This window comes from Pseudomonas sp. SDO5271_S396 (genome assembly GCF_054071795.1).
This window is the reverse complement of the sequence record NZ_JBSVWB010000001.1, coordinates 1-25,444: the sequence shown is the minus strand read 5'-3', so window position 1 is coordinate 25,444 and position 25,444 is coordinate 1. Positions and strand designations below refer to the sequence as shown.

General features: G+C 60.2%; 29 protein-coding genes. 12 read left to right on the top strand and 17 right to left on the bottom strand.

What is annotated here, in order from left to right:
- Positions 1 to 6 precede the first annotated feature (6 nt).
- Together ACW9IN_RS00145 and ACW9IN_RS00140 are read right to left on the bottom strand one after the other, a co-directional pair.
- A complete protein-coding gene (locus tag ACW9IN_RS00145; protein ID WP_010171793.1) occupies positions 7 to 417 on the bottom strand; it encodes a RidA family protein in 411 nt (136 codons plus the stop codon).
- 25 nt (positions 418 to 442) lie between these two features.
- Positions 443 to 1,774 carry a flavin-containing monooxygenase gene (locus ACW9IN_RS00140; protein ID WP_457363957.1) on the bottom strand — a complete coding sequence of 444 codons (1,332 nt, stop codon included), beginning with the start codon at positions 1,772 to 1,774 and terminating at the stop codon, positions 443 to 445.
- A 139-nt stretch (positions 1,775 to 1,913) separates the two neighbouring features.
- Here ACW9IN_RS00140 and ACW9IN_RS00135 point away from each other — a divergent pair, with 139 nt between their 5' ends.
- A complete protein-coding gene (locus ACW9IN_RS00135; RefSeq protein ID WP_457363956.1) occupies positions 1,914 to 2,351 on the top strand; it encodes a GNAT family N-acetyltransferase in 438 nt (145 codons plus the stop codon).
- Here ACW9IN_RS00135 and ACW9IN_RS00130 read toward each other — a convergent pair.
- Entirely contained in the window at positions 2,348 to 2,950 is a 603-nt protein-coding gene (locus ACW9IN_RS00130; RefSeq protein WP_457363955.1) for a LuxR C-terminal-related transcriptional regulator, read from the bottom strand. The genes ACW9IN_RS00135 and ACW9IN_RS00130 overlap by 4 nt on opposite strands.
- A 114-nt stretch (positions 2,951 to 3,064) precedes the next feature.
- Between ACW9IN_RS00130 and ACW9IN_RS00125 the strand changes: the two genes are divergently transcribed.
- Positions 3,065 to 4,678, top strand: coding sequence for an ATP-binding response regulator (locus ACW9IN_RS00125; RefSeq protein ID WP_457363954.1), 1,614 nt, complete (start codon positions 3,065 to 3,067; stop codon positions 4,676 to 4,678).
- Here ACW9IN_RS00125 and ACW9IN_RS00120 read toward each other — a convergent pair.
- Together ACW9IN_RS00120 and ACW9IN_RS00115 are read right to left on the bottom strand one after the other, a co-directional pair.
- On the bottom strand, positions 4,668 to 5,003 hold the full coding sequence (locus ACW9IN_RS00120) for a hypothetical protein (protein ID WP_457363953.1): 336 nt from the start codon (positions 5,001 to 5,003) through the stop codon (positions 4,668 to 4,670). The two genes, ACW9IN_RS00125 and ACW9IN_RS00120, sit on opposite strands and share 11 nt — an antisense overlap.
- A gap of 235 nt (positions 5,004 to 5,238) precedes the next feature.
- Entirely contained in the window at positions 5,239 to 6,162 is a 924-nt protein-coding gene (locus ACW9IN_RS00115; RefSeq protein ID WP_457363952.1) for a LysR substrate-binding domain-containing protein, read from the bottom strand.
- A gap of 117 nt (positions 6,163 to 6,279) precedes the next feature.
- Between ACW9IN_RS00115 and ACW9IN_RS00110 the strand changes: the two genes are divergently transcribed.
- Positions 6,280 to 7,497 carry a cation:dicarboxylate symporter family transporter gene (locus ACW9IN_RS00110; RefSeq protein WP_457363951.1) on the top strand — a complete coding sequence of 406 codons (1,218 nt, stop codon included), beginning with the start codon at positions 6,280 to 6,282 and terminating at the stop codon, positions 7,495 to 7,497.
- 78 nt (positions 7,498 to 7,575) lie between these two features.
- Here the strand turns inward: ACW9IN_RS00110 and ACW9IN_RS00105 are convergent, their stop codons facing one another.
- The gene (locus ACW9IN_RS00105; RefSeq protein WP_457363950.1) at positions 7,576 to 9,189 is read right to left on the bottom strand and encodes an argininosuccinate lyase; all 1,614 of its coding nucleotides are present in this window, start codon (positions 9,187 to 9,189) and stop codon (positions 7,576 to 7,578) included.
- A gap of 248 nt (positions 9,190 to 9,437) precedes the next feature.
- Between ACW9IN_RS00105 and ACW9IN_RS00100 the strand changes: the two genes are divergently transcribed.
- The 3 genes from ACW9IN_RS00100 to ACW9IN_RS00090 all read left to right on the top strand — a co-directional run bounded on the left by ACW9IN_RS00100 (position 9,438) and on the right by ACW9IN_RS00090 (position 13,067).
- Positions 9,438 to 10,361, top strand: a complete 924-nt coding sequence (locus tag ACW9IN_RS00100) for a LysR family transcriptional regulator (RefSeq protein ID WP_457363949.1) — start codon at positions 9,438 to 9,440, stop codon at positions 10,359 to 10,361.
- Between the two features lie 103 nt (positions 10,362 to 10,464).
- Positions 10,465 to 10,941, top strand: a complete 477-nt coding sequence (locus ACW9IN_RS00095) for a (2Fe-2S)-binding protein (protein WP_457363948.1) — start codon at positions 10,465 to 10,467, stop codon at positions 10,939 to 10,941.
- Positions 10,938 to 13,067 carry a molybdopterin cofactor-binding domain-containing protein gene (locus tag ACW9IN_RS00090; RefSeq protein ID WP_457363947.1) on the top strand — a complete coding sequence of 710 codons (2,130 nt, stop codon included), beginning with the start codon at positions 10,938 to 10,940 and terminating at the stop codon, positions 13,065 to 13,067. The genes ACW9IN_RS00095 and ACW9IN_RS00090 overlap by 4 nt, the downstream gene beginning before the upstream one ends.
- A 93-nt stretch (positions 13,068 to 13,160) precedes the next feature.
- On the opposite strand, the gene ACW9IN_RS00085 is transcribed toward ACW9IN_RS00090, so the two are convergent.
- Together ACW9IN_RS00085 and ACW9IN_RS00080 are read right to left on the bottom strand one after the other, a co-directional pair.
- Positions 13,161 to 13,628 carry a copper chaperone PCu(A)C gene (locus tag ACW9IN_RS00085; RefSeq protein WP_457363946.1) on the bottom strand — a complete coding sequence of 156 codons (468 nt, stop codon included), beginning with the start codon at positions 13,626 to 13,628 and terminating at the stop codon, positions 13,161 to 13,163.
- Positions 13,628 to 14,233 (bottom strand): SCO family protein, encoded by a 606-nt coding sequence (locus ACW9IN_RS00080; protein WP_457363945.1) that lies wholly within the window; start codon positions 14,231 to 14,233, stop codon positions 13,628 to 13,630. The genes ACW9IN_RS00085 and ACW9IN_RS00080 overlap by 1 nt, the downstream gene beginning before the upstream one ends.
- A 195-nt stretch (positions 14,234 to 14,428) precedes the next feature.
- Between ACW9IN_RS00080 and ACW9IN_RS00075 the strand changes: the two genes are divergently transcribed.
- Positions 14,429 to 14,812: a DUF2946 domain-containing protein gene (locus ACW9IN_RS00075; RefSeq protein ID WP_457363944.1), complete on the top strand. Its 384-nt coding sequence runs from the start codon at positions 14,429 to 14,431 to the stop codon at positions 14,810 to 14,812.
- Positions 14,813 to 14,874: 62 nt separating this feature from the next.
- Entirely contained in the window at positions 14,875 to 15,420 is a 546-nt protein-coding gene (locus ACW9IN_RS00070) for a putative natural product biosynthesis protein (protein ID WP_457363943.1), read from the top strand.
- On the opposite strand, the gene ACW9IN_RS00065 is transcribed toward ACW9IN_RS00070, so the two are convergent.
- Complete coding sequence (locus ACW9IN_RS00065) at positions 15,395 to 16,309, bottom strand: aromatic alcohol reductase (protein ID WP_457363942.1); 915 nt, start codon at positions 16,307 to 16,309, stop codon at positions 15,395 to 15,397. The two genes, ACW9IN_RS00070 and ACW9IN_RS00065, sit on opposite strands and share 26 nt — an antisense overlap.
- A gap of 91 nt (positions 16,310 to 16,400) precedes the next feature.
- Here ACW9IN_RS00065 and ACW9IN_RS00060 point away from each other — a divergent pair, with 91 nt between their 5' ends.
- Complete coding sequence (locus tag ACW9IN_RS00060; protein WP_457363941.1) at positions 16,401 to 16,802, top strand: winged helix-turn-helix transcriptional regulator; 402 nt, start codon at positions 16,401 to 16,403, stop codon at positions 16,800 to 16,802.
- Here ACW9IN_RS00060 and ACW9IN_RS00055 read toward each other — a convergent pair.
- Both ACW9IN_RS00055 and ACW9IN_RS00050 read right to left on the bottom strand, forming a co-directional pair.
- Positions 16,787 to 17,530, bottom strand: coding sequence for an SDR family NAD(P)-dependent oxidoreductase (locus tag ACW9IN_RS00055; protein WP_457363940.1), 744 nt, complete (start codon positions 17,528 to 17,530; stop codon positions 16,787 to 16,789). The genes ACW9IN_RS00060 and ACW9IN_RS00055 overlap by 16 nt on opposite strands.
- A gap of 156 nt (positions 17,531 to 17,686) precedes the next feature.
- Positions 17,687 to 17,977 (bottom strand): hypothetical protein, encoded by a 291-nt coding sequence (locus tag ACW9IN_RS00050; RefSeq protein ID WP_457363939.1) that lies wholly within the window; start codon positions 17,975 to 17,977, stop codon positions 17,687 to 17,689.
- A 407-nt stretch (positions 17,978 to 18,384) separates the two neighbouring features.
- Between ACW9IN_RS00050 and ACW9IN_RS00045 the strand changes: the two genes are divergently transcribed.
- Entirely contained in the window at positions 18,385 to 18,591 is a 207-nt protein-coding gene (locus ACW9IN_RS00045) for a PLDc N-terminal domain-containing protein (protein ID WP_457363938.1), read from the top strand.
- Positions 18,592 to 18,676: 85 nt separating this feature from the next.
- On the opposite strand, the gene ACW9IN_RS00040 is transcribed toward ACW9IN_RS00045, so the two are convergent.
- The gene (locus tag ACW9IN_RS00040) at positions 18,677 to 19,462 is read right to left on the bottom strand and encodes a DeoR/GlpR family DNA-binding transcription regulator (protein WP_457363937.1); all 786 of its coding nucleotides are present in this window, start codon (positions 19,460 to 19,462) and stop codon (positions 18,677 to 18,679) included.
- A gap of 121 nt (positions 19,463 to 19,583) precedes the next feature.
- Between ACW9IN_RS00040 and ACW9IN_RS00035 the strand changes: the two genes are divergently transcribed.
- Positions 19,584 to 20,732, top strand: coding sequence for an alpha-hydroxy acid oxidase (locus ACW9IN_RS00035; RefSeq protein WP_457363936.1), 1,149 nt, complete (start codon positions 19,584 to 19,586; stop codon positions 20,730 to 20,732).
- Between the two features lie 203 nt (positions 20,733 to 20,935).
- Here the strand turns inward: ACW9IN_RS00035 and ACW9IN_RS00030 are convergent, their stop codons facing one another.
- Positions 20,936 to 21,862, bottom strand: coding sequence for an alpha/beta hydrolase (locus tag ACW9IN_RS00030; protein ID WP_457363935.1), 927 nt, complete (start codon positions 21,860 to 21,862; stop codon positions 20,936 to 20,938).
- Positions 21,863 to 22,055: 193 nt separating this feature from the next.
- Here ACW9IN_RS00030 and ACW9IN_RS00025 point away from each other — a divergent pair, with 193 nt between their 5' ends.
- The gene (locus ACW9IN_RS00025) at positions 22,056 to 22,643 is read left to right on the top strand and encodes an NUDIX domain-containing protein (RefSeq protein WP_457363934.1); all 588 of its coding nucleotides are present in this window, start codon (positions 22,056 to 22,058) and stop codon (positions 22,641 to 22,643) included.
- 195 nt (positions 22,644 to 22,838) lie between these two features.
- Here ACW9IN_RS00025 and ACW9IN_RS00020 read toward each other — a convergent pair whose 3' ends face one another.
- The 4 genes from ACW9IN_RS00020 to ACW9IN_RS00005 form a co-directional block, all read right to left on the bottom strand.
- Positions 22,839 to 23,252, bottom strand: a complete 414-nt coding sequence (locus ACW9IN_RS00020; protein ID WP_457363933.1) for a hypothetical protein — start codon at positions 23,250 to 23,252, stop codon at positions 22,839 to 22,841.
- Positions 23,253 to 23,427: 175 nt separating this feature from the next.
- Positions 23,428 to 23,925: a hypothetical protein gene (locus tag ACW9IN_RS00015; protein WP_457363932.1), complete on the bottom strand. Its 498-nt coding sequence runs from the start codon at positions 23,923 to 23,925 to the stop codon at positions 23,428 to 23,430.
- The gene (locus ACW9IN_RS00010) at positions 23,891 to 24,271 is read right to left on the bottom strand and encodes a hypothetical protein (protein ID WP_457363931.1); all 381 of its coding nucleotides are present in this window, start codon (positions 24,269 to 24,271) and stop codon (positions 23,891 to 23,893) included. The genes ACW9IN_RS00015 and ACW9IN_RS00010 overlap by 35 nt, the downstream gene beginning before the upstream one ends.
- A partial coding sequence (locus ACW9IN_RS00005) for an RHS repeat-associated core domain-containing protein (protein WP_457363930.1) occupies positions 24,268 to 25,444 on the bottom strand: 1,177 nt, incomplete at its 5' end. The genes ACW9IN_RS00005 and ACW9IN_RS00010, both read right to left, overlap by 4 nt.

Sequence of the window (25,444 nt, the reverse complement as noted above, 5' to 3'; positions counted from 1 at the left end):
GCCTCCTTACTCCGGGATCACCGCGATCACATCGATTTCCATCAGCCATTGTGGCTGGCCAAGAGCCGACACCACCAGCCCGGTAGAGATCGGGAACACGCCTTTGAGCCATTTGCCGACTTCCTGGTAGACCGGCTCGCGGTAGCGCGGGTCGATCAGGTAGGTGGTGGTCTTGACGATGTGGCTCAGGTCGCTGCCGGCCTCTTCCAGCAGTTGCTTGACGTTGCGCATGGCTTGCTCGGCCTGGGCGCGGGGATCGCCCAGGCCCACCAGGTTACCGTCAAAGTCGGTACCCACCTGGCCGCGTACATACACGGTGTTGCCGGCGCGCACGGCCTGGCACAGGTCGTTGTCCAGGCTTTGGTTGGGGTAGGTTTCCTTGGTGTTGAACATGCGGATGCGAGTGTGAGTAGGCATCAGAAAAACTCCGGAAAATAGGGGGTCAGGCGCTGACAGGGGTTGGACGAGCCACCGGGGCGGCTTCACGGTATTCAAGGTATTGGCGCTGGATGGCGATGTGGTCGGCAACGTATTTGGCGTCGTGCCACACCCCCCAGATAAACGATGAGCCCCGGCGCGACTGCCACGGCAGACCGAGGAAGTAGATCCCGGCCTCGGTGGAGACGCCGCGTTGGTGTGCAGGCTTGCCGGCGGCATCGAACGCATCGACCTTGAGCCAGCTGTAGTCCACGGCGAACCCGGTGGCCCAGATGGTCGAAGTCACGCCGGCCTTGGCCAGGTCCAGTTCCAGGATCGGCTGTTTGATGCACTCGGCGTCAGGGAACACGCGGCGGGCCTCGGGCTCCAGCGGCAGGTCCAGGCCATTGCGCTCGATATAGGCATCGGCGGCGTCCAGCAAGGCGAGGTAGTTTTCATCGCCACGCTGGAGGTTTTCCACCAGGTTCGGCTGGAAGCGGGCGACGCTGCCGTCGAAGGATTGGGTCAGCCCGACCAGGGTCATACCCTGCTGGGCCAGCTCACGGAAGTCGATGGTCTTGCCGCCATGGGCGCCGCTCACGGCAATGGTCACGTGCTCGCGCCCTGGCTTCATTGCCGCCTGGTCCCACTCGCCCAGCACACCGAGCCACCAGCAGAAATCGCGGTGGCGGTAGGCGCGGGGCGGGCGGTCGTGGGCGCCGACCGAGAGGTACACCTGGCGACCGGAGCGTTGCAGTTCATCGGCAATCTGTACCCCGGACGAACCGGCGCCCACCACCAGCACGGCACCGGCTGGCAGTTGTGCGGGGTTGCGGTAATCGGCGGAATGGATCTGATGCAATGCGCTGCCAGTGGGTGCAATGGGCGGGATCACGGGCTTCTGGAACGGACCGGTCGCAGCCACTACGCGATTGGCTTCGATCACGCCGTCGCTGGTGTGCACGGTAAAGCCCGGGCGGCCCACGTTACGTACCACGGAGGTGACGTCCACACCGGTGCGGATCGGTGCATTGAACTTGCGTGCATAGGCTTCGAAGTAAGCCGCCACCCGCTCTTTGGGCGCGAAGCCATCGGCGGCGACGTCATCGAATTCCAGGCCGGGAAAACGGTCATGCCAGGCCGGCCCGTTGGCCACCAGCGAATCCCAACGCCCGGTGCGCCAGCGCTCGGCGATACGGCTGCGTTCCAGCACCAGGTGCGGCACGCCTTGCTTGCTCAAGTGCTCGCTCATGGCCACGCCAGCTTGGCCGGCGCCGACCACCAGCGTGTCTGTTTTTGTTATTGCTTCAGTCATGTCTCTGTCCTTGCGTAATGCAGTTGGATGCAGCGTTGGCATGACCTCAAGGCTAGGGGGAGGGGGGTTATAAATAAAATATTATTAAGCTGGGAAGTGAGCATAAATATCGGATGCAGAGCGCTGCGCAGCGTCACAAAAGTATGCCAACCTGCCAGGCCCTCAATGCCAGGCCAAGCCCATGTTCAAGATTCGCGTGATGACGCCAGCCGACTACGACGCAGTGATATCCCTCATGCAGAACACTCCCGGCATTTCGCTGCGCGACGCCGATTCCCGCGATGCCACCGAGCGTTACCTGGCGCGCAACCCCGACTTGAGTTTTGTCGCCGAGGCCGACGCCAGCGAGTTGATCGGCTGCGTCATGTGCGGTCACGATGGCCGGCGCGGGTACCTGCAACACCTGCTGGTGCTGCCCGATTTTCGTCGGCAGGGTATTGGGCAGGCGCTGACGCAACGCTGCCTGGATGAGCTGGAGCGCCTGGGCATTCACAAATGTCACCTGGATGTGTTCAAGACCAACACCAGCGCCGCCGCTTACTGGAAAGGCCAGGGCTGGAACCTGCGCACCGACATCGACCGCTATTCCTTCACCCGCCCCGGCAATGAAAACGCCTAGAACTCGCCGGAGTACTTCACTGCTGCCGCTGCGCGCGAGGGCACATCCAGGGTGCGCAGCAGTGATGACACATGGATGCGCACGGTGAACGGCGAAATATCCAGGGCCTTGGCGATTTCCTTGTTGGTCTTGCCCTGGGCGATCAGGCGCAGCACGTCCTGCTGGCGGGCGGTGAGGGTATGGGTGTCCAGCGGCAACAGCCCCGAGGGTTCGAACTTGACCAGCACTTCGCCGTCACGAATCGCCAGTAGCGCCTGACCGATTTCGTCGGGGGCGATGTTCTTGCCGATAAAACCGTCTGCGCCCAGGGCCATCACCTGATCGATCAGCGCCGGGTCATCCACCATCGACACCACGATCAGCGTGGTGCGCCGCAGTTGCTGGCGCAGTTCGGCCAGTTGGCTCAGGCAGGTCAGGCCGGGAAAGCGCAGGTCGAGGATCAGGGTGTCGACTTCGTCGGCCTCGCGGATCAGCGCGTGCACCTTGTCCAGGTCGCCGGCCTCCTGCACCACGGCCTCGGGCAGCAGACGCTGCACGGTGCGCAGCATGCCTTCGCGAAACATCGGATGGTCGTCGGCGATGATGATGCGGCCGGTCATGGGGGGCTCCTTCCTGGGGCAGGGTGGTTCGCTGGCATGCTACCTTACCACCCCGTCCGCAGCCCGCGTGGAGGACGTGACGGATATGACGAATGCCGCACAAGGACGTAACCCATGGCACTTGAGACCAACTCCGAGCTTGATCAGGCCAACCTGCGCATCGTGGTGGCGGTGATTGCGTTCGTCTACATCGGCGTACTCGGCGGCCTGCCGGGCCAGTCGTTCGACACCTATCTGCCGGTGCTGCTCTACATTCTGTTGTTCCTGCTGGCCTCCATCGTGCTGCGTCAGGTGATCGCCCGCTGGCCCGGGCATTACCCCGCGCGGCGGATCTTCGGCATGGTCCACGACTACACCGGCACCTCGTTCGGCCTGGTGGTGGGCGGCGAGGCGGCATTGCCGCTGTATGCGGTGATGGTGTGGGTCAACCTGGGCAACGGCATGCGCTATGGCTCGCGCTACCTGGCGATTGCCACCGCGCTGGCGTTGCTGGCGCTGCTGGTGGTTTATCGCATCACGCCGGTGTGGCAGGCCCAGCCGTTCATGGTGCTGATGCTGATGATCACCAGCACGGTGATTCCGGTGTACGCGCATATCCTGCTGGAGCGCACGCGCAAGGCCTCCGAAGAGGCCATCGCCGCCAACCTGGAAAAATCCCGCTTCCTGGCCCAGGCCAGCCATGACCTGCGTCAGCCGATCCACTCCATCGGTTTGTTCACCGCTTGCCTGCGTGAGGCCCGGCTGGGGGATGAAGAGCGGCGCCTGGTGGACAACATTGACCGCTCGCTGCTGAACGTGTCGCAGCTGTTCCGTTCGATTCTCGACCTGTACACCCTCGACAATGGCCGCCTGCTGCCCAAATACCGCGCCGTGCACCTGGGCGAGTTTCTCGCCGACCTGGTGCGCCAGAACGCCGAAGCCGCGCGCTGGGCCGGGGTGGAGTTGCGCCTGCGGCCCTGCGCCCATTGGGTCTTGGTCGACCCGGCGCTGCTGGCGACCATGGTGCAGAACGTACTCTCCAATTGCTTCAAATATGGGGCGCAGCGCCCGGTGCTGATTGGCGTGCGCTTGCGTGACGACGCCCTGGCGGTGGAGATCCATGACCGGGGGCGGGGAATTGCCGAGGAGCATCTGTCAAAGGTCTTCGAAGAGTTCTATCGCGTGCGCCAGTTGCGGGACAAGGACGTCGAAGGCGTGGGCCTGGGATTGTCCATCGTCAAGCGTCTGGGCCAACTGATGGGAATGCAGGTGAGCCTGCGTTCGCGGGTGGGCCATGGCACGTCCGTCAGCCTGCTGGGGCTGGCCCTGGCGGCGGCACCGCGTCAGCCGGCACCGCGCGACGATGCGCGCCAGGCCGGCCTGCTCACGGGCTTGAAGGTGTGTCTGGTGGAAGATGACCACAACGTGCTGCTCGCCACCCAGGCGCTGTTGGAGCGCTGGGGGTGCGTCGTGCAGGCCGAGTCGTCAGGGCAGGGGCTGGTCAGCGACTGCGACATCATCGTTGCCGACTACGACCTGGGCAACCATGCCACCGGCATCGAATGCATCGATGCCCTGCGGGCCCAACGTGGCTGGGCGGTGCCGGCGCTGATCCTTACCGGGCACGATATGGAAAAAATCCAGGCCGCCTTGCACGACCGTCAGATCGCCATCCTCTCCAAACCGGTGCGCCCCGCCGAACTGCGCGGCACCCTGCGGGACCTCAGCCTGGCGAAGGTTACTGGTTGAACGGCGTCAGCCCATTGCCGCGTGCACCTTTGGGCTGGCAGTAGGCGGCAGGTTTCATCAAGCCGAAACTGGCCACCGCAAAGGCACCGCCGCTGGCACCGCTGGGTACCGAGCAGTTGTATTCGCCGGACGCTGCGCTGGCCACGTAATAAGTGGTCATGGAGTCGCTGCGCACATTGGAGATGCGCTTGACCGGCTCACCCAGGTTGGTTTCCGACAGCGTCTTGAGATGGTCTTCGGTGGGCTTGATATTGCTGCAGCCGGCCACGCCGATGATCAAGGCGCCCAACAGGGTAAGGCGGGTAACGGGGGAGTGCAGTTTCATGGTGCTTCTTCCTTGGTGTTGTTTGGGTTTTTCCAATGCACAACGCGCCCGCGCGCAATGAAAGCGCGGTGCCAGAGGAGCGTTGGAAGTGCCGGGGAATATAGCGCCGCAGGGGGTGGGGGTCGATTAGCACAAGTGTGCTAATGGCAGAGTGAGGTCATGGAGATGTGTTCAGCAGAGCATCATTTTTTTGTGAGCGGGTCCGCCCCGGTCGGCTTAACGCAAACACCTGATTTCAGGCCGCAGAACCTTTGCGATACACCCCCGCCAACTCCCGCGCCAGCCCGATAAAGTTCTGCAGCGGCGCCGAGGGGTTGAAGGTGCGCCGCACCAGGGTGATTGGCGCCAGCAACTTGGGCCTTGCTGCGCTGATTCGGCAATAGACCACGCTTTCGCGGTGCACGTCGCGCATCGAGGCGGGTACCACGGAGATGCCTTCACCGGCGGCCACCAGGCTGACGTTGGTCAGCATGCGTTCCACTTCGAAGGCGATCTTCGGTTCGAACCCGGCGTTCTGGCAGGCTTTGATCAGGTTGGCGTACATGCCGGGCGCGCCCGGGCGGCGGACCAGGATAAAGCGTTCGTCGCGCAGGGCGGTGAGGGGGATGGCGCCGCCGGCGTTGTCCAGCAAGGGATGGCCAGTGGGCAGGGTCAGCAGCATTTCTTCGTTGAGCAGGCGGTGGAAAGTCAGGCTTTGATGGGTGCTGACTGGGGCCCGCAGGATGCCGATGTCGATGCGTTTTTCGATGCTGTCTTCAGTCACTTCCCGGGCGCTGCCTTCATTGATCGACAATTCCACACCGGGGTAGCGTTCCCGGTAGGCGCGGATGATGCGCGGGATCAGCGGATGTGCGGCGGCCGAACTGGTGAACCCGATCACCAGCGTGCCTTCGATGCCTTGTGCGGCGCGGGATGCCTTGAGCGCGCCCTGGTCGACGCGGGCGAGGATGAACCGCGCTTCATCGAGGAACACCAGGCCGCCTGCGGTCAGGTCAACGCCCTTGGGGTGGCGCTTGAACAGATCGAAGCCCAACTCCTGCTCCAGGGCTCGAATCTGCTGGCTGAGAGGCGGTTGTTGCATGTTGAGGCGAGCGGCGGCACGGGTGAAGTGTCGCTCTTCGGCCACCATGATGAAATAGCGTAAATGGCGAAGTTCCATGGTGGTATATCCCGTGGCAAGACTTTACTATTTGCCGCCTGGGGCGACCATGGCGCCCAATATGCCGAACGCGGCGAACAACGACAATAACAATAGCCAAAAGACCATGGAGAGCGGATGCCGACCCCCCGTGCCAAGAACGGAACCCTGCCTATTCTGATTGCCATTGCCGTGGGCATGATGTTGGGTCTGGTGTATCCGAACGTGGCCGTCGAGATGAAAGTGCTCAGTGACGGTTTTATCAAGTTGGTCGGTTTATTGATGCCGTTTTTGTTGTTTGTGCTGGTATCCACCGGAGTGGCGGGTATCAAGCGTGAACCCCATCACCGGCATGTGGTGCGGCGCATCATCCTGTATTTCCAACTGATGTCGATGGCCGCGTTGCTGCTGGGCATGGCCACGGGCTGGGCGTTCAATCTCGATCACACCGGCTTGCCACTGCTGGCGACGCCCCCTCTGCCGGAAAGCTTTCTGCACGAGCTTTCGCTGCTGTCGGCATCCTCGACCCTTTATCGCGTATTTACCCAGAGCCTGGTCCTGCAGGTGATGTTCGTTGCGGTCATCTGCGGCCTGTGGATGGGGCGTGGCAGCGCGCTGGGCAACCGTTGCCTGGGGTGGTTGGAAACTGGTGTCGAAGGGTTGTTTTATGTATTGCGGATCATCTTGAAATTTGCGCCTCTGGCGGCATTTGGTGCGATGGCCTTTGTGGTGGGTAAATACGGCGTAAGTTCGGTGGTGCCGTTGTTGAAGTTTGTGGTGGTTATCTATCTGGTCAGCATCCTGTTTGTGGCCGTGGTGTTGGTTGCTGTGACGCGAATGGTCGGCGTGCGGTTATCTCGCCTGATTGTTTATTTGAAGGAAGAGTTGTTGTTGGTGATGTTTACCGGCGCGTCGGTGGCGGCAATTCCCGGGTGTATCAATAAACTTGAAACACTGGGTTGTGATCGACAGTTGGTGCGGCTGGTATTGACCACCGGTTATACGTTCAACCTGGCCGGTACCAATCTGTATCTGACCACCGCCATCATGTTTCTGGCCCATATGGGTGGTGTGCAGATGGGCGTTGCGGAGTTGCTGGCGGTGCTGGTGATTTGCCTGTTCACGTCGTTGGGCTCCACCAGTGTGGCGGGCTCGGCGCTGTTCACATTGATCGCGACCCTGAACATCCTGCAACTGGTGCCGCTGGAAGGTGTCGGGCTGCTGTTGGGAGTGGAGCGCCTGATGAAGTGCCGCTCGCTGACCAATGTGCTGGGCAATTGTGTGGCGTGCCTGGCGATTTGCGGGTGGCAGAAGTCGATCGATCGTGAGGTGCTGCAACGGGAAATGCCGACCTGAGCCAGCAGGAGAGGTGGGGGCGCTTCGCAGCCCCACCCAGCCCGGCATAAACCGCTCTCCCGGATGGCTGGTCGTGCTTCAGCCCTTGAGCTTGTCGAACGCCTTGTCGAGATTCTCTTCAGCGCCCTTGAGCTTTTCACGGCGCTCCTTCAACCACTGCTGATCGCCTTCCAGTGTCTTGCGTGCCTCGGTCAGCATGCGTTTGACCTCTTCCGGTTGCGGGCCGCCGGTGCCCTTGCGGGTCTTGACCATGGTGGTCGGCGACAGCGCCGCACGAAAACCGGCCTCATCCAGTGGCAAGGTGTTGGGCGTCCACTTGTACTTGTCCGCCGCCTGGCTATACAGCTTCTGCGCATCGGCGTACGGGAAGGTTTTTGGCGTGGTGCCGTTGCTGCGGGCCTCGGTCACGATCAGCGAGGCAAAGCTGTGGCCGATGCGGAAAGGTACCTTGTACTGGCGTTCCAGGGTGTCGGCCAGCTCCATGGAGGTGGTCCATTCCGACTCCAGTTCTTCCAGGGCACGTTGCGGATTGATCTGCAACGCGTCGAGCACAGCGTCCACGCTTTCGAACATTTCCTGGGTGGAACGGAACACCCCCAATGAGTCGAAAGCGAACTTGTAGTCGGTCATGCCGGTGGTGACGTTGTGCGCGCGCAGCGTCACGGCCTGGGCCAGGCCGACCACGTCGGAGGCGGTCTCACGGGCGCGCATCAGCAGCCCGGGATTGCGCTTTTGCGGCATCGCGCTGCTGGTGTAGGTGGCTTCCTCATCCAGCAACAGCCATGGGCGAATCTGGTGGTACTGGGTGTGGATGTCGCCGATCATCGCGCCGACCCGAATCGCCGACGATGACGCCAGGTTGGCCGCCTCGATCGGAATGTCGTAGGTCGATACCTGGCTCGAATCCAGGGAGTTTTCGCGCACGCCATCAAAGCCCAGCAACTCGGCCAGACGCTCGCGATTCAGCGGGTAGGCGGAGTTCGCCAGCACAGCAGTGCCCATCGGGCTCTTGTTCAAGCGGGTGTACAGCTCACGGATGCGCTGGCCGTCGCGGTCGAACGCGGCTTCAAAGGCCAGCAGGTAATGCGCGTAGCTGATGGGCATGGCCTGCACGCCGTTGGTGTAGGCAGGCACCAGGGTGTCGACGTTTTTGTCGGCGATGTTCAGCAGGCGCAGGCGCGTGGCGTTCAGCGCCTCGCTGTAGGCCAGCACCTGGTTGCGCAGCGCGGCCAGGCGGTAGGTCGCCAGCATGTCCTGGCGGCTGCGGCCGGAGTGGATCAAGGAAGCTTCCGGACCGATCTTGTCGGTCATGATTTTTTCCAGCTGCAACACATCGCTGGGGCGCGTGCCGCCGGGCTGGTCGGCCTGGGCGATGGCATAACGCACGCCGCCGGCGATCTTCTGGCCCATGGCGGGCGCCACGATACCTTCTTCGGTCAGCATCACCAGCGAGGCTTTGTTGATACGGTTGAGCCAGGCGAATTGGGTCTGGGTCGGGTCGCCCTTGGCCTTGTGCGCGGTTTGTGCGCTGTCGGGTGTGGCGCCCACTTTTGCCGCCTGGGCCGCGCATTGTTCGGTGGTGGTGCAGGGCAGTTCGCCGGTGTTGGCGGCATAGGCGTTGTGGCTGTTGAACAGGGCGAAAGCGATGGCGAGATGAAGCAGGCTTTTCAGGGCACGAGGGGATGTGTTCACAGTGATACCCGTTGTCTGATACTTATTTTTGGAGTTGTGGGGCCGTAGGCGACAGGGAGGCGCGAGCGACAGGATCAGGCTATCGAGTCTATTTGCAGATTGAAAATATATAGTAAGTGTTGATCGCAGATCTTTTATGTATGAATACAGGTTTTGGTTGCACAGACTAGTCCTGAAACGCTGATAAGGTCTTGAAGTCCATCTTCATAATGCATGTGCTTTACTGTTCGTTTTCTGCGGAACAATTCATGCGCCAGGATCAACTCGACGGGCTGGTTACGTTCGTCTGTGTCGCCGAACATGCCAGCTTCTCGGCAGCGGCCGTGCGTCTAGGGGTATCGCCGTCGGCCGTCAGCCAGGTGATTCGCAACCTGGAGCGGCGGCTGGGGGTGGCATTGTTCAACCGCACCACCCGCAGCGTCAGCCTCACGGAGGCGGGGTTGGGTTTCCTGGCCAAAGTGCAACCGGCGGTCACGGCCCTGACCGCCGCCGCCATGGAAGTGGGCGATAGTGTCGGCGCGCCGTCCGGCCTGCTGCGCCTGAACGTGCCGCGCGCGGCTTATATGACGGTGCTGCAACCGCTGCTGTCGGCGTTTCTCGACGCCCACCCGCAGATCGACCTCGAACTGACCATGGAAAACGCCCTGGTGGACATCGTGCGCCTGGGTTATGACGCGGGCATTCGCTTCGGTGATTTCGTCGAGCAGGACATGGTCGCGGTCAAGGTCGGTGCCGCGCTGCGTATGCGCGTGATCGCGTCGCCGGCGTACCTGGCGCGGCACGGAACACCGCAGCATCCCAGTGAATTGCTCAACCACAACTGCATCACCTTCCGGGCGTCCAGCGGCGTGGTCGAGCGCTGGGACCTGGTCAAGGGCCAGGAATCATTGCTGCTGCCGGTGCGTGGGCGGATGATCGTCAACGACTCCTCGGCGCTGGTGCAAAGTGCCCTGGATGGCCTGGGGATCGGCTACATGATCAGCGGCCATATCGATGCGTTTATCCAGCGCGGTGAGCTGGTCAGCCTGTTCGAAGACTGGTGCCCCGCGCTGCCGGGCTTCACCCTGTATTACTCCGATCGCCGGCGGGTCAGCCGCAAGCTGCGGGCGCTGATCGACTTCCTGCGCGAACCGCCCGGTGGTGTGGCGCCGCAGCCGTTGAAGATGCTCTAGGCTGCATTTGTTAGAGACGCTTCAAAGCGTATGAAGCCCGACAGCGTTCTATGGGGGCTGGCTGGCATCCTAAGATGGGTTGCCTATCTCCAGGAGTCGCACCATGGCCCAGACGCTGAACATCAACGGAACCACACACACCGTGGACGTCGACGACGACACGCCCCTGCTTTGGGTGTTGCGCGATGTGCTGGGCATGACCGGTACCAAGTTCGGCTGCGGCATGGCGCTGTGTGGCGCATGTACCGTTCACATGAACGGCACGCCGATCCGCTCCTGTGTGATGCCGGTGAGTGCGTTGAGCGGTGCGCAAATCACCACCATCGAAGCGATTGGCGACACGCCCGCCGGTCACAAGATCCAGGAAGCCTGGCGCGCGCTCGAGGTGGTGCAGTGCGGTTACTGCCAGTCCGGGCAAATCATGTCGGCCTCGGCGCTGCTGGCCAGCAACCCCAACCCCAGTGACAGCGATATCGACAATGCCATGGCCGGCAACATCTGCCGCTGTGGTACCTATGTGCGCATTCATGCCGCGATCCGGCAGGCGGCGGGCGCCGAATTCGTCAAGGTGGGCGCATGAACGCCGCGCTGCTCAGCCGTCGCGGTTTCCTAAAGGTCAGCGCGGCCAGTGGCGGTGGTTTGCTGCTCAGCCTGAACTTGCCCCTGGGCCAGGCGCTGGCGGATGAACCGGCATCGTTCGTGCCGAATGCGTTTATCCGCATCGACCGCGATGGCCGGGTGACATTTACCATTGCCCAGGTAGAAATGGGGCAGGGCACCTATACCTCGATCCCGGTGTTGATCGCCGAAGAACTCGCAGTGCGCCTCGACCAGGTGACGATCGAGCATGCGCCCGCCGACAACAAACGCTATGCCAACCCGCTGCTGGGCTTTCAGGTGACGGGTGGCTCGACCTCGATTCGCAACGCCTGGGCGCCGTTGCGCCAGGCCGGTGCCACGGCGCGGACCTTGTTGCTGCAGGCTGCCGCTGTGCTCTGGAACGTCGCACCCAGCAGTTGCGCCGCCCGCGACGGCGTGGTGTACCACACGCCGAGTCAGCGCCAACTGGCGTATGGCGAGCTGGTGGAAAAGGCCGCCACGTTGCCGGTGCCGGACAAGGTTGAGCTCAAGGGCGCCGAACACTTTCAGTTGATCGGCCTGACCCGGCAGCGCACCGATTCGGCGAGTAAGGTCAACGGCACCGCCCGTTATGGTATCGACGCGCGACCGGAGGGTTTCAAGGTGGCCGCGATCATGATCTGCCCGGTCATCGGCGGCACCCTGGCCAGTGTCGATGACCGCGCCGCGCGGACGGTAAAAGGTGTGGTGCAGGTGTTGCGCACTGATAACGCCGTGGCGGTGGTGGCGGAGCACATGGGCGCCGCCCGCAAGGCTCTGGCGCTATTGGGGGTGCAGTGGAATGACGGTGCCAACGGCCAGTATTCCACCGCGCAGATGCTGGCCGATATCGAACAGGCGTCCCAGGCACCGGGAGCGATGGTCAAGACCGTGGGCGATGTCGAGCAGGCCCTGTCTGCCGCCAGCAAGACCCTGAGGGCGGTGTATGAAGTACCGTTCCTCGCGCACGCCTGCATGGAACCGATGAATTGCACGGTGCACGTCCGCGCCGATGGCTGTGATTTGTGGCTGGGCACACAGGTGCCTGCGCGGGCGCAGGCTGTGGTGATGCAATTGACCGGGCTCGCCGAGCACCAGGTGCAAGTGCACAACCATCTGTTGGGGGGTGGTTTTGGCCGGCGTCTGGACGTGGACTTCGTGGCCCACGCTGTGGCACTGGCGAAGCAGGTGGCATTTCCGCTCAAAGTCATCTGGTCGCGGGAAGAAGACACCCGTCACAGCACCCTTCGTCCTTACCATTTCAACCACCTCAGCGCCGGCCTGGATGCCACGGGCAAACCCACGGTGTGGACCCACAAAGTCACCGGTTCATCGATCCTCGCGCGCTGGCTGCCGGAGCGCTTCGCCAACGGCATCGACGGCGACGCAACCCGCGACCCCAGTGGCCCTTATGATTTCGCCAATATCGGCGTGAGCTATGTGCGCCATGAGCCGCCAGCCGGTATCACTACCGGTTTCTGGCGCGGGGTGGGGCATACGCAGAATGTGTTCATGGTCGAAGGTTTTATCGACGAACTCGCGGTCGATGCCGGTCAGGACCCGATTGCCTATCGACTGGCCCTGCTGGACAAACATCCCCGTGCCCGCCGTGTGCTGGAAGCGCTGCGACAACGCTCGGGCTGGGGCACGCCGCTGGAGGCCGGACGCGGGCGTGGCGTGGCACTCACCTTCTGTTTTGGCACCTATGCCGCGCAAGTGGTTGAAGTCAGCGTCGATCCTGCCGGCCAGGTGCGTGTCCACACACTCACCTGCGTGGTGGATTGCGGTCGCGCCATCGTGCCCGACAGCGTGGTGGCGCAAATGCAGGGCGGGGCGATCTTCGGGCTTACGGCAACGTTGTTCGGCAACATCACCTTCAAGGATGGGCGGGTCGAACAGGCCAATTTCGATACCTACCGCATGCTGCGCATGAACGAGGCGCCGCGGATCGAAACCCATGTGCTCGACAGCGAAGAGACCCCGGGCGGGATTGGTGAAGTGTCGACGGTGATGATTGGCCCGGCGGTGGTGAACGCGGTGTTTGCTGCGACGGGCAAGCGCGTGCGCCGGCTGCCGGTTGTGCTGTGAGCTGGATAGGTTCGTTGGTGTACAGGGCCGCTGCGCGCCCCGGCGCAGGCGGTGCAGCCAGCTCACTACAAAAGCCAGCTGCTCCTATTCGGCTCAATGCATCTTGCTATGGTCCATCCCGTCCAGGCCACGGGCAGGGGCGTTCACTTCGATCGATTGCTTCTCGCCCTTGGCGTTTTCCACGGTCAGGGTCAGGGGTACCTGGTCGCCTTCCTTGATCTGGCCGGTCAGGCCCATCAGCATCACGTGGTAGCCATCCGGGTCGAGGGTGACGGCCTTGCCGGCAGGCAGGGCTACCGAGTCCACCGGGCCCATGTGCATCACGTCGTCTTTCATGCTCATTTCATGGATCTGCACGTCCTTGGCCACAGGAGTGGCCACGCTCAGCAGTTTGCTGTCGCTGTCGGCGGTGACGGTCATGAACGCGCCGCTGGACGGCTGGCCCGGCACGGTGGCGCGCACCCAGGCGTCGGTCACTTGCACCTGGGCGCTGGCGTGCGCCGCGAGGCCCAGCAGGGTCAGGCCCAAAGCCAGGCGCTTGAAAGATTGAAAGGCAGTCATCAGCAGACCTCCATGACGGTGAGCAGGTCTTCTGCGCACTCTTTGGCGTTGAGCGAAGCCGACAGGCCCAGGCGCAGGTTGCCGCGGGTGTCGAAAACGAAACTGGTGGCCGTGTGGGACAGGGTGTAGGTGTCACCGGCCGGGATTTTTTCATAGAAGATCCCGAACTCCTTGGCGGCCACGGCGATTTCTTCCGGGGTGCCGTAGAGCGCTTCGAAGCTGGGGTCGAACGCCTTGACGTACTTGTCGAGGATTTCCGGGGTGTCGCGCTCGGGGTCGAGGGTGATGAAGATCACCTGCATGATCTCGCCGTCGCGGCCCATCAGCTTCTTGGCCTGTGCGGCACGGGCCAGCGTGGTCGGGCAGACCGCCGGGCATTGGGTGAAACCGAAGAACACCACCGGCATCAGGCCACGGTAGGAGCTGAGGGTGACGGTGTCGCCCTCGGTGTTCTTGAGCTTGAAGGTACGGCCCATGATCTTGTCGCTCAGGTCCTTGCCGTACTTGAAGTTCAACCTGGGGCTGTTGTCACAACCGGCCAGCAGGCCCAGGCCCAGCAAACCCATGCCGGTCAGGACGTTGCGGCGGGTGAATAACGTGCTCATCAACTTTGCATCCTGTGAAGCGCCCGCATTGCGCTGAATCTGGCCATCAGGGCAGTGAACCGCAGGCTTTGAAAAGGAGAACCGAAGAGGGCGCCAAGTCTATCAACCCTGGCCGGCCCGCGTAATCTGCGACGTTCTGCCACAGGGGCCTGCCGCGCTTCATCCCATGGCGGCTTCGATGGTAGAGTCGCCGCCATGAAAATGAGCCACCCCAACCGTTCGCTGGTCGCCTGGGCCCTGTACTTCTGCGTGCTCATGAACCTGTTCGTGTGCGGTTTGGGCCATGGTCAGATGCTCGGCCAGCAGCTCAACGGCATCGGCGGAGCGTTCTGTTCTCTGGATGGCAGTCAGGCGCCACTTTCCGACAAAGGGTTGGGCAGCCCGTCTTCCAGTAACATCTCGAACTACTTTGCCTGCCCGGTGTGCAATGCCGTTACCGTTGCCCTGGTGTTTTTCATCGGTCTTGCCTGGCTGCTTGGGCTGGGGCAAACCCCGCGACCGGCCCATGAGCGGCGCAACAAGGCGCCGCCACGTTATTCCTGGCCCTCGGCCAACCCTCGCGCCTCTCCTGTTTGCTGACGTGTACCCGGTGTCTCCCGTGATCGGGAGGCGTTCTATCGTCACGACTGTGAGTGCGTTTCATGAACCACCTGTTGCCTGCCGGCGCCAGCCGCCTGGTCAGCAAGGCGTCGCGCCGTCTGCGCGCGGAGCCGGTGCTGCCTGAGTACCCGAGTAATTCCCGCTGCTTCGTGCACCTGGATGCACGCCTGCTGCCGTATTGGCATGCCTTGTTCGATATCTGCCCGGCACTGCTCAAACTCGACCCGCCCGAGGGTTTGAACCTGTTCCGCAGTTTCATGACCTGGGCCTATCGCCATCGACCGCCGCTGGACTGGACCTACCACGTGAATGTCTGTCGCTGGCTGCTGGGCTCTTCCTATCGCGCGCGGATTGACGACGAGCCCATCGATGCCTTCATGGCGGCGGCCGCCGCGTGTTGGGTCAACACCGACAGGAGCGCAGACCGGGGCGTGGTCCTGGCCTGGAAGGGCTCAAGGGTGTTCGACTGGAAAGGGCCGGCGTTGGGCGCTGCCGAGCACCAGGCGTTACCCGTCGTAGAGTGGGATTTCGCCTGGTGCGCGTTGAATGCCCGGGGTGAGTTCAGTGGCTGGTTGCCGGTGCCGTGAGGTGCTGGCGGATCCAACTGGCGACATCGGTCACGGCGACGCCGTGCTGAACGTTGAAGGTCACGGCGGGGTCCCAGGCTACGCCGTGGCCCTGGGCGAACACGGCACGGTATTTTTTCAGGTTGTCATCGGGGTCCTGGGCCAGCGCTTCCAGCAGTGAGGGGACTGACCACGGTGCGCGCTTGAGGGTGATGCCGAGGACTGTGTCCACGGTATCGGCCAGTTGTCCGTAGGTCAGGGTGTCGCCGGCGGTGTACACCACCTGGTTGGTGATGGCCGGTTCAGCCAGCACGATCTGCGCAGTCAGTCGACCGATGTCTTCCGGCGTGGTGACCGTAACGGCGGTGTCCCAGCTGCCCAAGGCGTGCACGCTGTTGTGCGCCAGGTCGACCACGCCGAACGAGGGCTCGAACAAGAAACTGGTGAACATCCCGGTGGAAATGATCAGCCACTGGGTGCCGTGCTGGCTGCGCAACAGCTCGCGCACGTCCAGCTGTTCGTCGAAGGTGTCTTGCGGGCTGCCGCGACCGATTACGTCGTAATCCACGCCGAACTGCCAGGGCACGAAGCGCTGTACGCCAGCCTCGATCGCTGCACGTGCCAGCTTGCACTGGGTGCCGGGTCCAGCGGCAAAACCGGTGCAACAGATCACGGTGGTAAAGGCTGAAAACTGCTGGGCCAGGGTACTCTGGCTATCGTGCTGCAAGTCGCCGGCGAGCAGTTCGACACCCAGTTCGCGCAGGGTCTCTGCTCCAGGCGATTGCAGGCTGGCCGGGCGCAGCAGCGCGGCAATGCGGGTGTGGCGCGGCGTGGCCTGGGCCGCCAGTTCGCGCAGCACGGCCATGCCCAGTTCGCCGGCACCGAGTACCAGGATGGAAGAGGCTGTCATGGGGTTCTCCGTCGGTGTTGAAAGTCGTGGCATGCTTGCAGAATTAATCGCCCTGCATAAGAAGGCACACCAGTGATACCGGGAGGACACTATGGATAACGACGAGATCATCCGACGCTCACAGGCGGCGTGTGACGCGCTGAGCGCCGACGATGATGGCCTCAAGCGCGAAGTGCTGACCCATGCGGGCAACCGCTGGTCATTGGGTATCGTGCATGCGTTGGGGGTGTCCGGTCGTTTGCGGCATGCCGAGATTGGCCGGCGCATGGAAGGGGTCACGCAGCGCATGTTGACCCGCAGCCTGCGCCAGTTGGAGCGGGATGGGCTGGTGCTGCGTCATGATTTTCAGGAAGTGCCACCCAGGGTCGAATACGAGCTGTCGACCCTGGGCAAGCAGTTGCTGGTCCACATGATCCCGCTGTGGACCTGGGTGGTGGACAACGGCGAAGCGTTTCGTGAGGCGCGGGGGCGTTTCGATCAGCGCAGCGTGTAGCCGCCATCTACCACCCAGTCTTGGCCATACACACTGCGAGCGCCTTGGCTCAACTGGAACAGGATCACGTCGGCCACGGCTTCCGGCTCAAGGAACTGCTCGTTGAGCAAGCGCTGATTGACGGTTTTCGCCACGCCGCCCAATGCCTCGTCAGTCAACCCCAGGGTGCTCCAGATCGGCGTGGCGGTGGGCCCCGGGGAGACCATGTTCACGCGAATGCCATGGGGCGCCAGTTCCACCGCCAGGGTGCGCATCTGGGCGCGTAACGCGGCTTTGGAAGCAATGTAGGCGGCCAGGCCGGGGAAGGTGACCTGCTCCAGGAAGGTACCGATGAACACCACCGATGCCTTTGCGGCCAACTGTCCACGCAGGCTGGAGAGGGTGTTGAGGGCGCCGGCGCCATTGACCGCCCATTGACGCTCGAATGCGCTTGGGTCAAGACCGTCCGCCAGGCAGGCAATGCCGGCATTCGGCACCAGGAAATCCACCGGGCCGATGGCGGTCGTCAACTGTGCCAGGCGCGCCTGATCCGCCGCACTGGTCACGTCGCCGGCCAGCCACACCAATTGCTCGCCGAAGCGCTCGGCCAGTGCCCCCAGTTCTCCCAACTTTCGTGACATGGCGACCACTTGGGTGTCCTGTTCCAGCAAGCCGCGAGTGACGGCCAGGCCGATCCCCGAACTGGCTCCGGTAACAACGGCAAGGCGACGATTGAATTCATTGCGCATGGTGATTTCTCTGTGGGTGTTGAGGTTGTTCTTCACCTCATCAGGAAATGTGCCAGCTATTAAATTCATATAAATCAATTGGATATGTTTTAAGGAGTCATTAAGACACCCTCTATTGATTGTCTTAATGACTCCATGTAGTCGATATGACTCACTTTAGCTGCCAGTGCGTGGCGTTTGCTTTTTGGGCGCCTTACCGTCGTGTGGCTTTTGCTTCGATGAACTGGGCGAAGGTTTTTCTTGAGGTGACGTTTCAGCTTTTTTGTCACTGTCCGCAGGGCTGCTGGGGTAAGTGCCAGGCGGCAGGGCGAAGCCTGCGGCGCTGTTACCGTTCAGAGCGCTTGGCGATGGAGTGGTGTCATCACCGAACGCGGCGAAGGCGGGGTTGGCAAGCAGGGCCGAGAAGCCGATAACCAGTAGAATCCTTTGGGAAATAAAGGTCTTCATGACGCAATCCCCTTGCTGCTGTGAGTCATCGAAGCCTGGCTGACCCAGGCTTCGCCGAGTGGGTATCAGGCCGCCAATGGCTTGGTCCCCATGGGTTTTTTTGGGCTGTCTATGGCTTCCATTTCTGCCCCCAGCGCTGAAGTGAACGCCTTGTCCGGAGGAGTCTTGCATTTGCTGTACCAACGCGAACACCTCTGAAAATAGGTCAGTAATCAGTGGGTTAGTCATTTGAATCGCTTCAGGTTGTCGTGCAGCCTGCATGATCGAGCAAGATTCGGGTTGCATTTCCCCGATTCGGACTGCACTCGAGCTTCTACGTGTTCCCGAGGCTTGAGCGGTTGCGGTAAATCCGATGGAACCCTTGGGGCTATCGCTTGACCTAATGCACAGACCCCAGGAGGTGAATCATGCAAATAGAATATGTCTGGATCGGTTTGGCGGTGATTCTGCTGCTCTTGGAATTGTGGGCGATCAATATCGTATTGCGCAGCACCAGTGGCTGGGAGACCAAGGGGCTGTGGCTGGTGATTCTGATCTTCGTGCCCTTGCTCGGTCTGATTGCCTGGGCGATGTTCGGGCCCAAGCGGGAGATGGCTCAGCAGCACAAAAGCTGAGGGGGCGAGGTAAAAAAAAACAGGCGCCGATCGGCGCCTGTCTGCATTTTTAGGGGGGCGTTTCTTGTTCGGCGAGTGCTTGTACCTAATCGACCGCCACCCGCATCACTTCCAGCCCTAACTGCTCGTACGCTTCGACACTCGGTACGTGCCACTCGGTAATCAATGTGCCGATACGGTTGCACGGCGCGACCACAAATGGCTCCACCGCACCGAGTTTGTCGGCGGTGGTCACGGCTACTACATGGGAGGCACTGTCGAGCAGCGCCTGTTTGACGGCCACTTCATCGAAATGCAGCGAGCTGATACCGACCTCGGGGTGCAAGGCGCACACGCCCGTGAACAGCAGGTCGGCTTTCACGCTCTGGATCAGGCGCACGGTTTCCTGGCCGGTGGTAGACAGTGTTGCCGGGTTGAGCTGCCCCCCGGTGAGGATCACTTTGACGCGGGGGTGGTCGGCCAGCGCGATGGCGATCATCGGTGACGGCGTGACCACGGTCAGGTGGATATCGCGGGGCAGCGACTGGGCGATTTTAAGGGTGGTGGAGCCGGAGTCGAACAGCACGATCTGGCCATCTTGCACGCGGTCGGCAGCCAGTTGGGCGAGATGGCGCTTGACGTCATTGGTCTCGCCGACGCGAGTGAAGAAGTCTTTGCCGGTGTCCTTGGGGCGGGGCAGGGCGCCGCCATGGACGCGTTGCAACAGACCGGCGGCGGCCAGTTCGCCAAGGTCGCGACGGATGGTGTCCTGGGACACGGCAAAATGCTCCACCAACTCCGACGCGGTGACCTTGCCGTCGCGCTCCAGCAGCAACAGGATTTTTTGCTTGCGCAGCGAAGGCAGGTCAATGGCTTGATGGGTGCTATGCATGATTTTGCGTCTTTTTGCAGGTTTGTGCGGAGATTAGCCTGCGTTTGATCCAAGTGCAACGACTGGTTGCGAAGCCGATGGGCGGTTACTCTCTGTGTTCAGTTCAGGGAGAGGTGACCCGATGTCGTTGATCACAACCATCGAAGATTTACGCAAGCTGGCGCAAAGACGTGTCCCACGGATGTTCTACGACTACGCCGATTCCGGCTCCTGGACTGAGAGCACATACCGGGCCAATGAGAGTGATTTTGCCCGTATCCAGTTTCGTCAGCGGGTGGCGCGCAATATCGATCAGCGTTCCATCCGCGCCCCCATGATCGGCCAGGACATGGCCATGCCGGTCGCCCTGGCTCCTACAGGACTCGCCGGCATGCAGCATGCCGATGGCGAGATTCTTACTGCTCGCGCGGCGGCGGCGTTCGGCCTGCGCTACACCTTGTCGACCATGAGCATCTGTTCACTGGAGGACATTGCCGAGCATGTCGGCCAGCCGTTCTGGTTCCAGCTGTACGTGATGCGCGACCGTGCCTTTATCGAGCAATTGATCGATCGTGCCAAGGCCGCCGGTGTGGATGCGTTGGTGTTGACCCTGGACTTGCAGATCCTCGGTCAGCGTCACAAGGACTTGATCAATGGCCTGTCGGCGCCGCCCAGGCTGACGTTGCCGAACATCCTCAACATGGCCACCAAGCCACGCTGGGTGATGGGCATGTTGGGTACTCGCCGTCGTGGCTTCGGCAATATCGTGGGGCATGTAAAGGGCGTGGCAGACATGAGTTCACTGTCGTCCTGGACCGCCCAGCAATTCGACCCGCGCCTGAACTGGGGCGATGTGGAATGGATCAAACAGCGCTGGGGCGGCAAGCTGATCATCAAGGGCATCCTCGATGTGGAGGATGCACGGTTGGCGGCCGACTCCGGCGCCGACGCGCTGATCGTGAGCAACCACGGCGGCCGTCAGTTGGATGGGGCACCGTCGAGCATCAGCCAGTTGCCGGCGATTGTCGAGGCGGTGGGCGAGCGCATCGAGGTGTGGCTCGATGGCGGCATTCGCTCCGGCCAGGACGTGCTCAAGGCGATGGCATTGGGTGCCAAGGGCACGTTGATCGGACGCGCCCATTTGTATGGTTTGGGCGCCTTGGGTGAAGCCGGTGTGACCAAGGCCCTGGACATCATTGCCCGTGAATTGGATGTGTCGATGGCCCTCTGTGGCTATAACGATATACGTGATGTGAACCGCGATATTTTGCTGCCGGGCACCTTTCCCTGAAGGGTTTGCCGAGCAAAAAAATCATAAAAGTTTGAAAAGAGTTGTCCACGAAAACCGTGGGTATCTCTGTGGATAACTTTGTGAGGCCCCGACAGATATGGCGATTTGACCCGAGGTCAATATTTGATCAACTTCCAGCGCGGCCCCGCATAGGCTGGGTTTGCGCTTGACAGGCAAGCGCAAACACAGTGCCGAAAACCATTTTATGAGTCGCCGCTACGGCCTGTGGAGTGCGTCACCACCTGGGCCGGCATCTTCGCTTGCATCAGGTTGTCGAGGGCCTGGCGATAACTGCGTCCGGCCAAGCTCATGCTGTTGTTATGGCTCGCGCCGGGTACCAGCAACAGGCGCTTGGGTTCCCGGGCGGCTTCGAACAGTTGCTGGCTGAAACGGGGTGGCACATAACGGTCATCAAGGCCGTGCACCACCAGCAAGGGCATATGGATGTCGGGGATCTTGTCGATGGAATCGAATTTCTGCGACAGCAACCAGCGCACCGGCAGCGAAGTGTTGGCCACGGCTGCCGCGACATCCGCGAGGGAAGTAAAGGTCGACTCGATCACCAGCCCGCGCACGGGCAGTGGTACTTGCTTGCCCAGTTCGGCGGCGAGATCGATGGCCACTGCGCCGCCCAGGGAGTGGCCGTAGATCAGGCGCTTGCTCGGATCGGGTTGCAGCACCTGGAAGCGTTCCCAGGCGATGCGTGCGTCTTCATACACCGTGCTTTCCGAGGGTAAATCGCCCTGGCTTTGGCCAAAGCCGCGGTAGTCGATAGCCAGTACCGAGAAGCCCAGCGCATGCAGTTGTTCGATGCGAAACAACTGCCCGGTGAGGTTCCAGCGCACGCCGTGCAGATAGAGAATGGCCGGCGCGTCCTTGCGCTCTGCCGGCCACCACCAGCCGTGAATGTTCTGCCCTGATTTGAAACTGGCCGGTGTGAGTTCGAACTCCTGCACAGCCTTGGGCAACCCGCTGTACCAACTGGCCGTGCCCGGTTCGATGCGGAACACCAGCTCACGCTCCTTGTGTTGCAGCACGGCGCAACCCACCGGCAGGCCGACGATCACGAGTGCCATGCACAACAGGGGAAACCAGCGCAGGTTCCAGCGTGAAAAAAAACGAGACGACATGGAGGTTCCAGAACAAGAACGAAGCAGCGTTTTTACCAGATGGCTTACGAGGGCAGGGATTAATTCGACAGCCGTTGAGGGGGATTGCTTGCAAAGTGTTACAGCGCAGCAAGATTGGGCTGTCACCGTGCTCGGCTTGACGCTGACAATGCCCGCGCGACATGCTCCTGCTCCTTTGAGCAAAGGCCCGACCATGGACAACAGCCCCGTTCGCATCACTGCTGAAGAAACCCTTTCGGACAACTGGTACCTGCTGAAAAAATACAGCTTCGACCTGCGCCGCCGCGACGGTACCTGGCAGGCCCAGACCCGCGAAGTGTACGACCGGGGCAACGGTGCCACCCTCCTGTTGTACAACCGTGCGCAACGCACCGTGCTGCTGATCCGCCAGTTCCGCATGCCCACGTTCGTCAACGATTACCACGGCTACCTGATCGAGGCCGCCGCGGGCTTGCTCGACAATGCCAGCCCCGAAGAACGCATCCGCCTGGAGGCCGAGGAAGAAACCGGTTACCGCGTAGAGCATGTGGAGCAAATCTACGCCGCGTTCATGAGCCCGGGCTCGGTTACCGAGCGCATCCACTTTTTCATCGGCGAATACCAACCGGAAGACCGTGTGGGCAACGGCGGCGGATTGATCGACGAAGGCGAAGACATCGAAGTTCTGGAACTGGGCTTCGAACAAGCCCTGGCGATGGTGCAGAAGGGTGAGATTGTCGATGGCAAGACCATCATGCTGTTGCAGCATCTGGAGTTGCGCATGCTGAAGGAAGGGTGGTGAGTCAGGCGTTTGTGATGGGTGTTTTTTGTAGCGTGAACCCCGTTTTTGTAGTGAGCAGGCTTGCCCTGCGCTGGGCTGCGAAGCAGCCCCAAAATGGACGGCGCTGATCCAACGGAAGAAACGCGTGCCTGGGTTGGGGCCGCTTCGCAGCCCGGCGCGAGCAAGCTCGCTCACTACAGGGGATAGGAAAGAGGCTTAATTGAATTTTTCATAGTCTTGGGCACCTAGTGATGCCAGCCATTTTTTAAAGAAATCGATTTGTTCTTGTGGGTTGTTTGTAAGGTTTTCTTCTTCATAATCAAATAAGTGAACAATATTTTCGTTGGTGGCCTGTTTTCCTAACGTCATTTCATATGCCACAAGACCAGAACTCATTTGAGAGGCCATTCTTGAAGGTTTGACATTTAACTTTGCGCCTTTGCATAGAAAGGTTATATGGGGAAAGTCGGCTCTGATTTTTGCCAGGCAAACATACATGTCTGCTCCTTCGTAGACTTTTTTGAAGTCGTCGGCCTCAGAGAATGTCATGATTGATTTGGTGGTGTCATATTTTACGGTGACTTCTGTGTTTTCATTTTCTACGATTGTGTGAATTTTCTGTTTTTTCATTTGTATTGAAGGGTGGTTTGAGTATTTTAAAATTAAAGTGAGCGGGTCCGTTTACCCCAGATTATGACTTGGCCAGTTTCTGTAGTGAGCAGGCTTGTCCTGCGCTGGGCTGCGGAGCAGGCCTAAAATGGTCTGTGCTGATCCAATGGAAGAAACGCGTTGCCTGGGTTATTGTTTATTCGGTTTTAATTGGATCAGGTTCGATCATGACAATTGATTCTATCCATTTTTTATAAAATGCTTCCTGTTCTAGTGGATCGTTTGTGAGGTTGTGATCCTCATAATCAAATATATGAACAAGATCCTCTCGTGTTGCTCTCTTTCCAAGTGTTAGCTCATAGGCAACCATGCCTCCACTCATTTGGGAGGACATACTTGAAGGCCTGACGTTTATTTTTGCGCCTTTGCATAGAAATTGTATTTGAGGGAAGTCGGTTCTGATTTTTTTCAGACAAGCATACATGTCTCCTCCTTCGTAGATTTTTTTGAAATTGTCGGCTTCCGAGAATGTCATGATTGATTTGTTGGTGTCATATTTTACGAAAACTTCTGTTCTTCTATTTCCAATTAATGCATGGATGTTCTGCTTTTTCATTTTTTGTTTGTGCAAGTGAGCGGTCTGGAATTTTTTAGGAGATTTAACAAGATTTTTCCCATGTTGTGCAGAAGTCATGCTGCTCTTGTATGTCGTTGGTCAAGTCGTTTTCCTCATAGGAAAAAATGTGTACAGGAATGCCTTCAGGTTGTCCTATTGATAGTTCGTATGCGATAAGTCCATTTGACATGTGTGAAGACATTCCTGAGGTGTGAACATTGATTTTTGAGCCTTTACATAGGAATTTAATCTCTTTCAGGTCCGCTCTCATCAAACCAAAGCAGTCATATAAGTCCAATGCTGTATAGGTTTTTCGAGTCCCATCGCTCATCAGTATCTCAAGCGTAGGCTTGCTTCCTTCGTATTCTATAACTGCGCTTTCACGCAACCCGTTTTTAATGATGCTGATCTCACGTGATTTCATGGGTATTCTCTATTGGGGTTTAATATAGTGTATCCCTTGAATGTTCCGTCCTCATTGACAGGTGAAGCGCCTAAAATATCTTTGGTGTCTATTCTCCCTGGAATTGCGATTTCCGATTCATAGCTGTGTTTGGAACGTGAGCCCAGTTCTTTGTTTACATCTATTCCAGGGATTCTTTTGAGTGTGTATAGGAAGCCATCCTCGAATCCAAAGTTTGAAGCAAACTGCAATGCCTGTTTTCTTGATGTTGATGTGGGGACGAAATTGCTAGGCGGGCTCGCGTTATTCAAAATGTGCAGGAAAAGGTCTGTACTCGAGCCTCTGCTCTCAAATCCCTTTTCAAATATCTCATCCGGCTCTCTCATATCTCCTCGGTATAAATAGCTACGTTTCTCCTGCGGCCTCGGCTGTGGTGGGGAGCGGTCTTCAACCTTTATTTGATCGGTTGGGCTTTCTATTTCCGATTGTGGCTTACACCCATCACCCCCCGGACACGTACTTAACCCCAGCGGATCCACCCACCCCGTAGGATTGGGCACGTACCGGTAGGCATTGATCCCACCCGCCAACTTCACCGGATCCGGCGTCAGGTAGCGTCCCAGATCCGGATTGTAGTAGCGATGCCGGTTGTAGTGCAGCCCGCTTTCCTGATCGAAATACTGCCCCTGAAAGCGCAACGGGTTGTCGATTTTTCCCGCGTCGAGTCGGGCGATTTCGCCGTAGGCGCGGTAGTGTGCGGACCACACGATTTCGCCGTCGGGGGCGGTGAGTTCCTGGGGTGTACCCAGGTGGTCGAGTTGGTAGTGGTAGGGTTTTGTGTCTTTGGGCCCGAAGCCTTCCAGCAGAGCGAGCGGACGAAAACTATCCGGCTCATACAGATAACTGCGATGCCGATCCTTGTGATGCTCGGCAATCAGCTTGTCGCCTTGCCAAAAAAACTCGGTCGTTATCCCGTCGACGGTTTTGCTGATACGCCGCCCAAACGGGTCGTAGCGGTAGCTGGCGGTCTGCCCATTGGGTTTTGTAACGCCAGTTAATCGATGCTGGCCGTCGTAGCGGTATTCGGTGACGAGCGCGCGCCCTTTACCGCGCCGCTCACGGATCAGGTTGCCAAAGGTGTCGTAGTCGTAATGCCGGTCACCCTGGATCATCAGGCGGTTGCCGGCGACGATG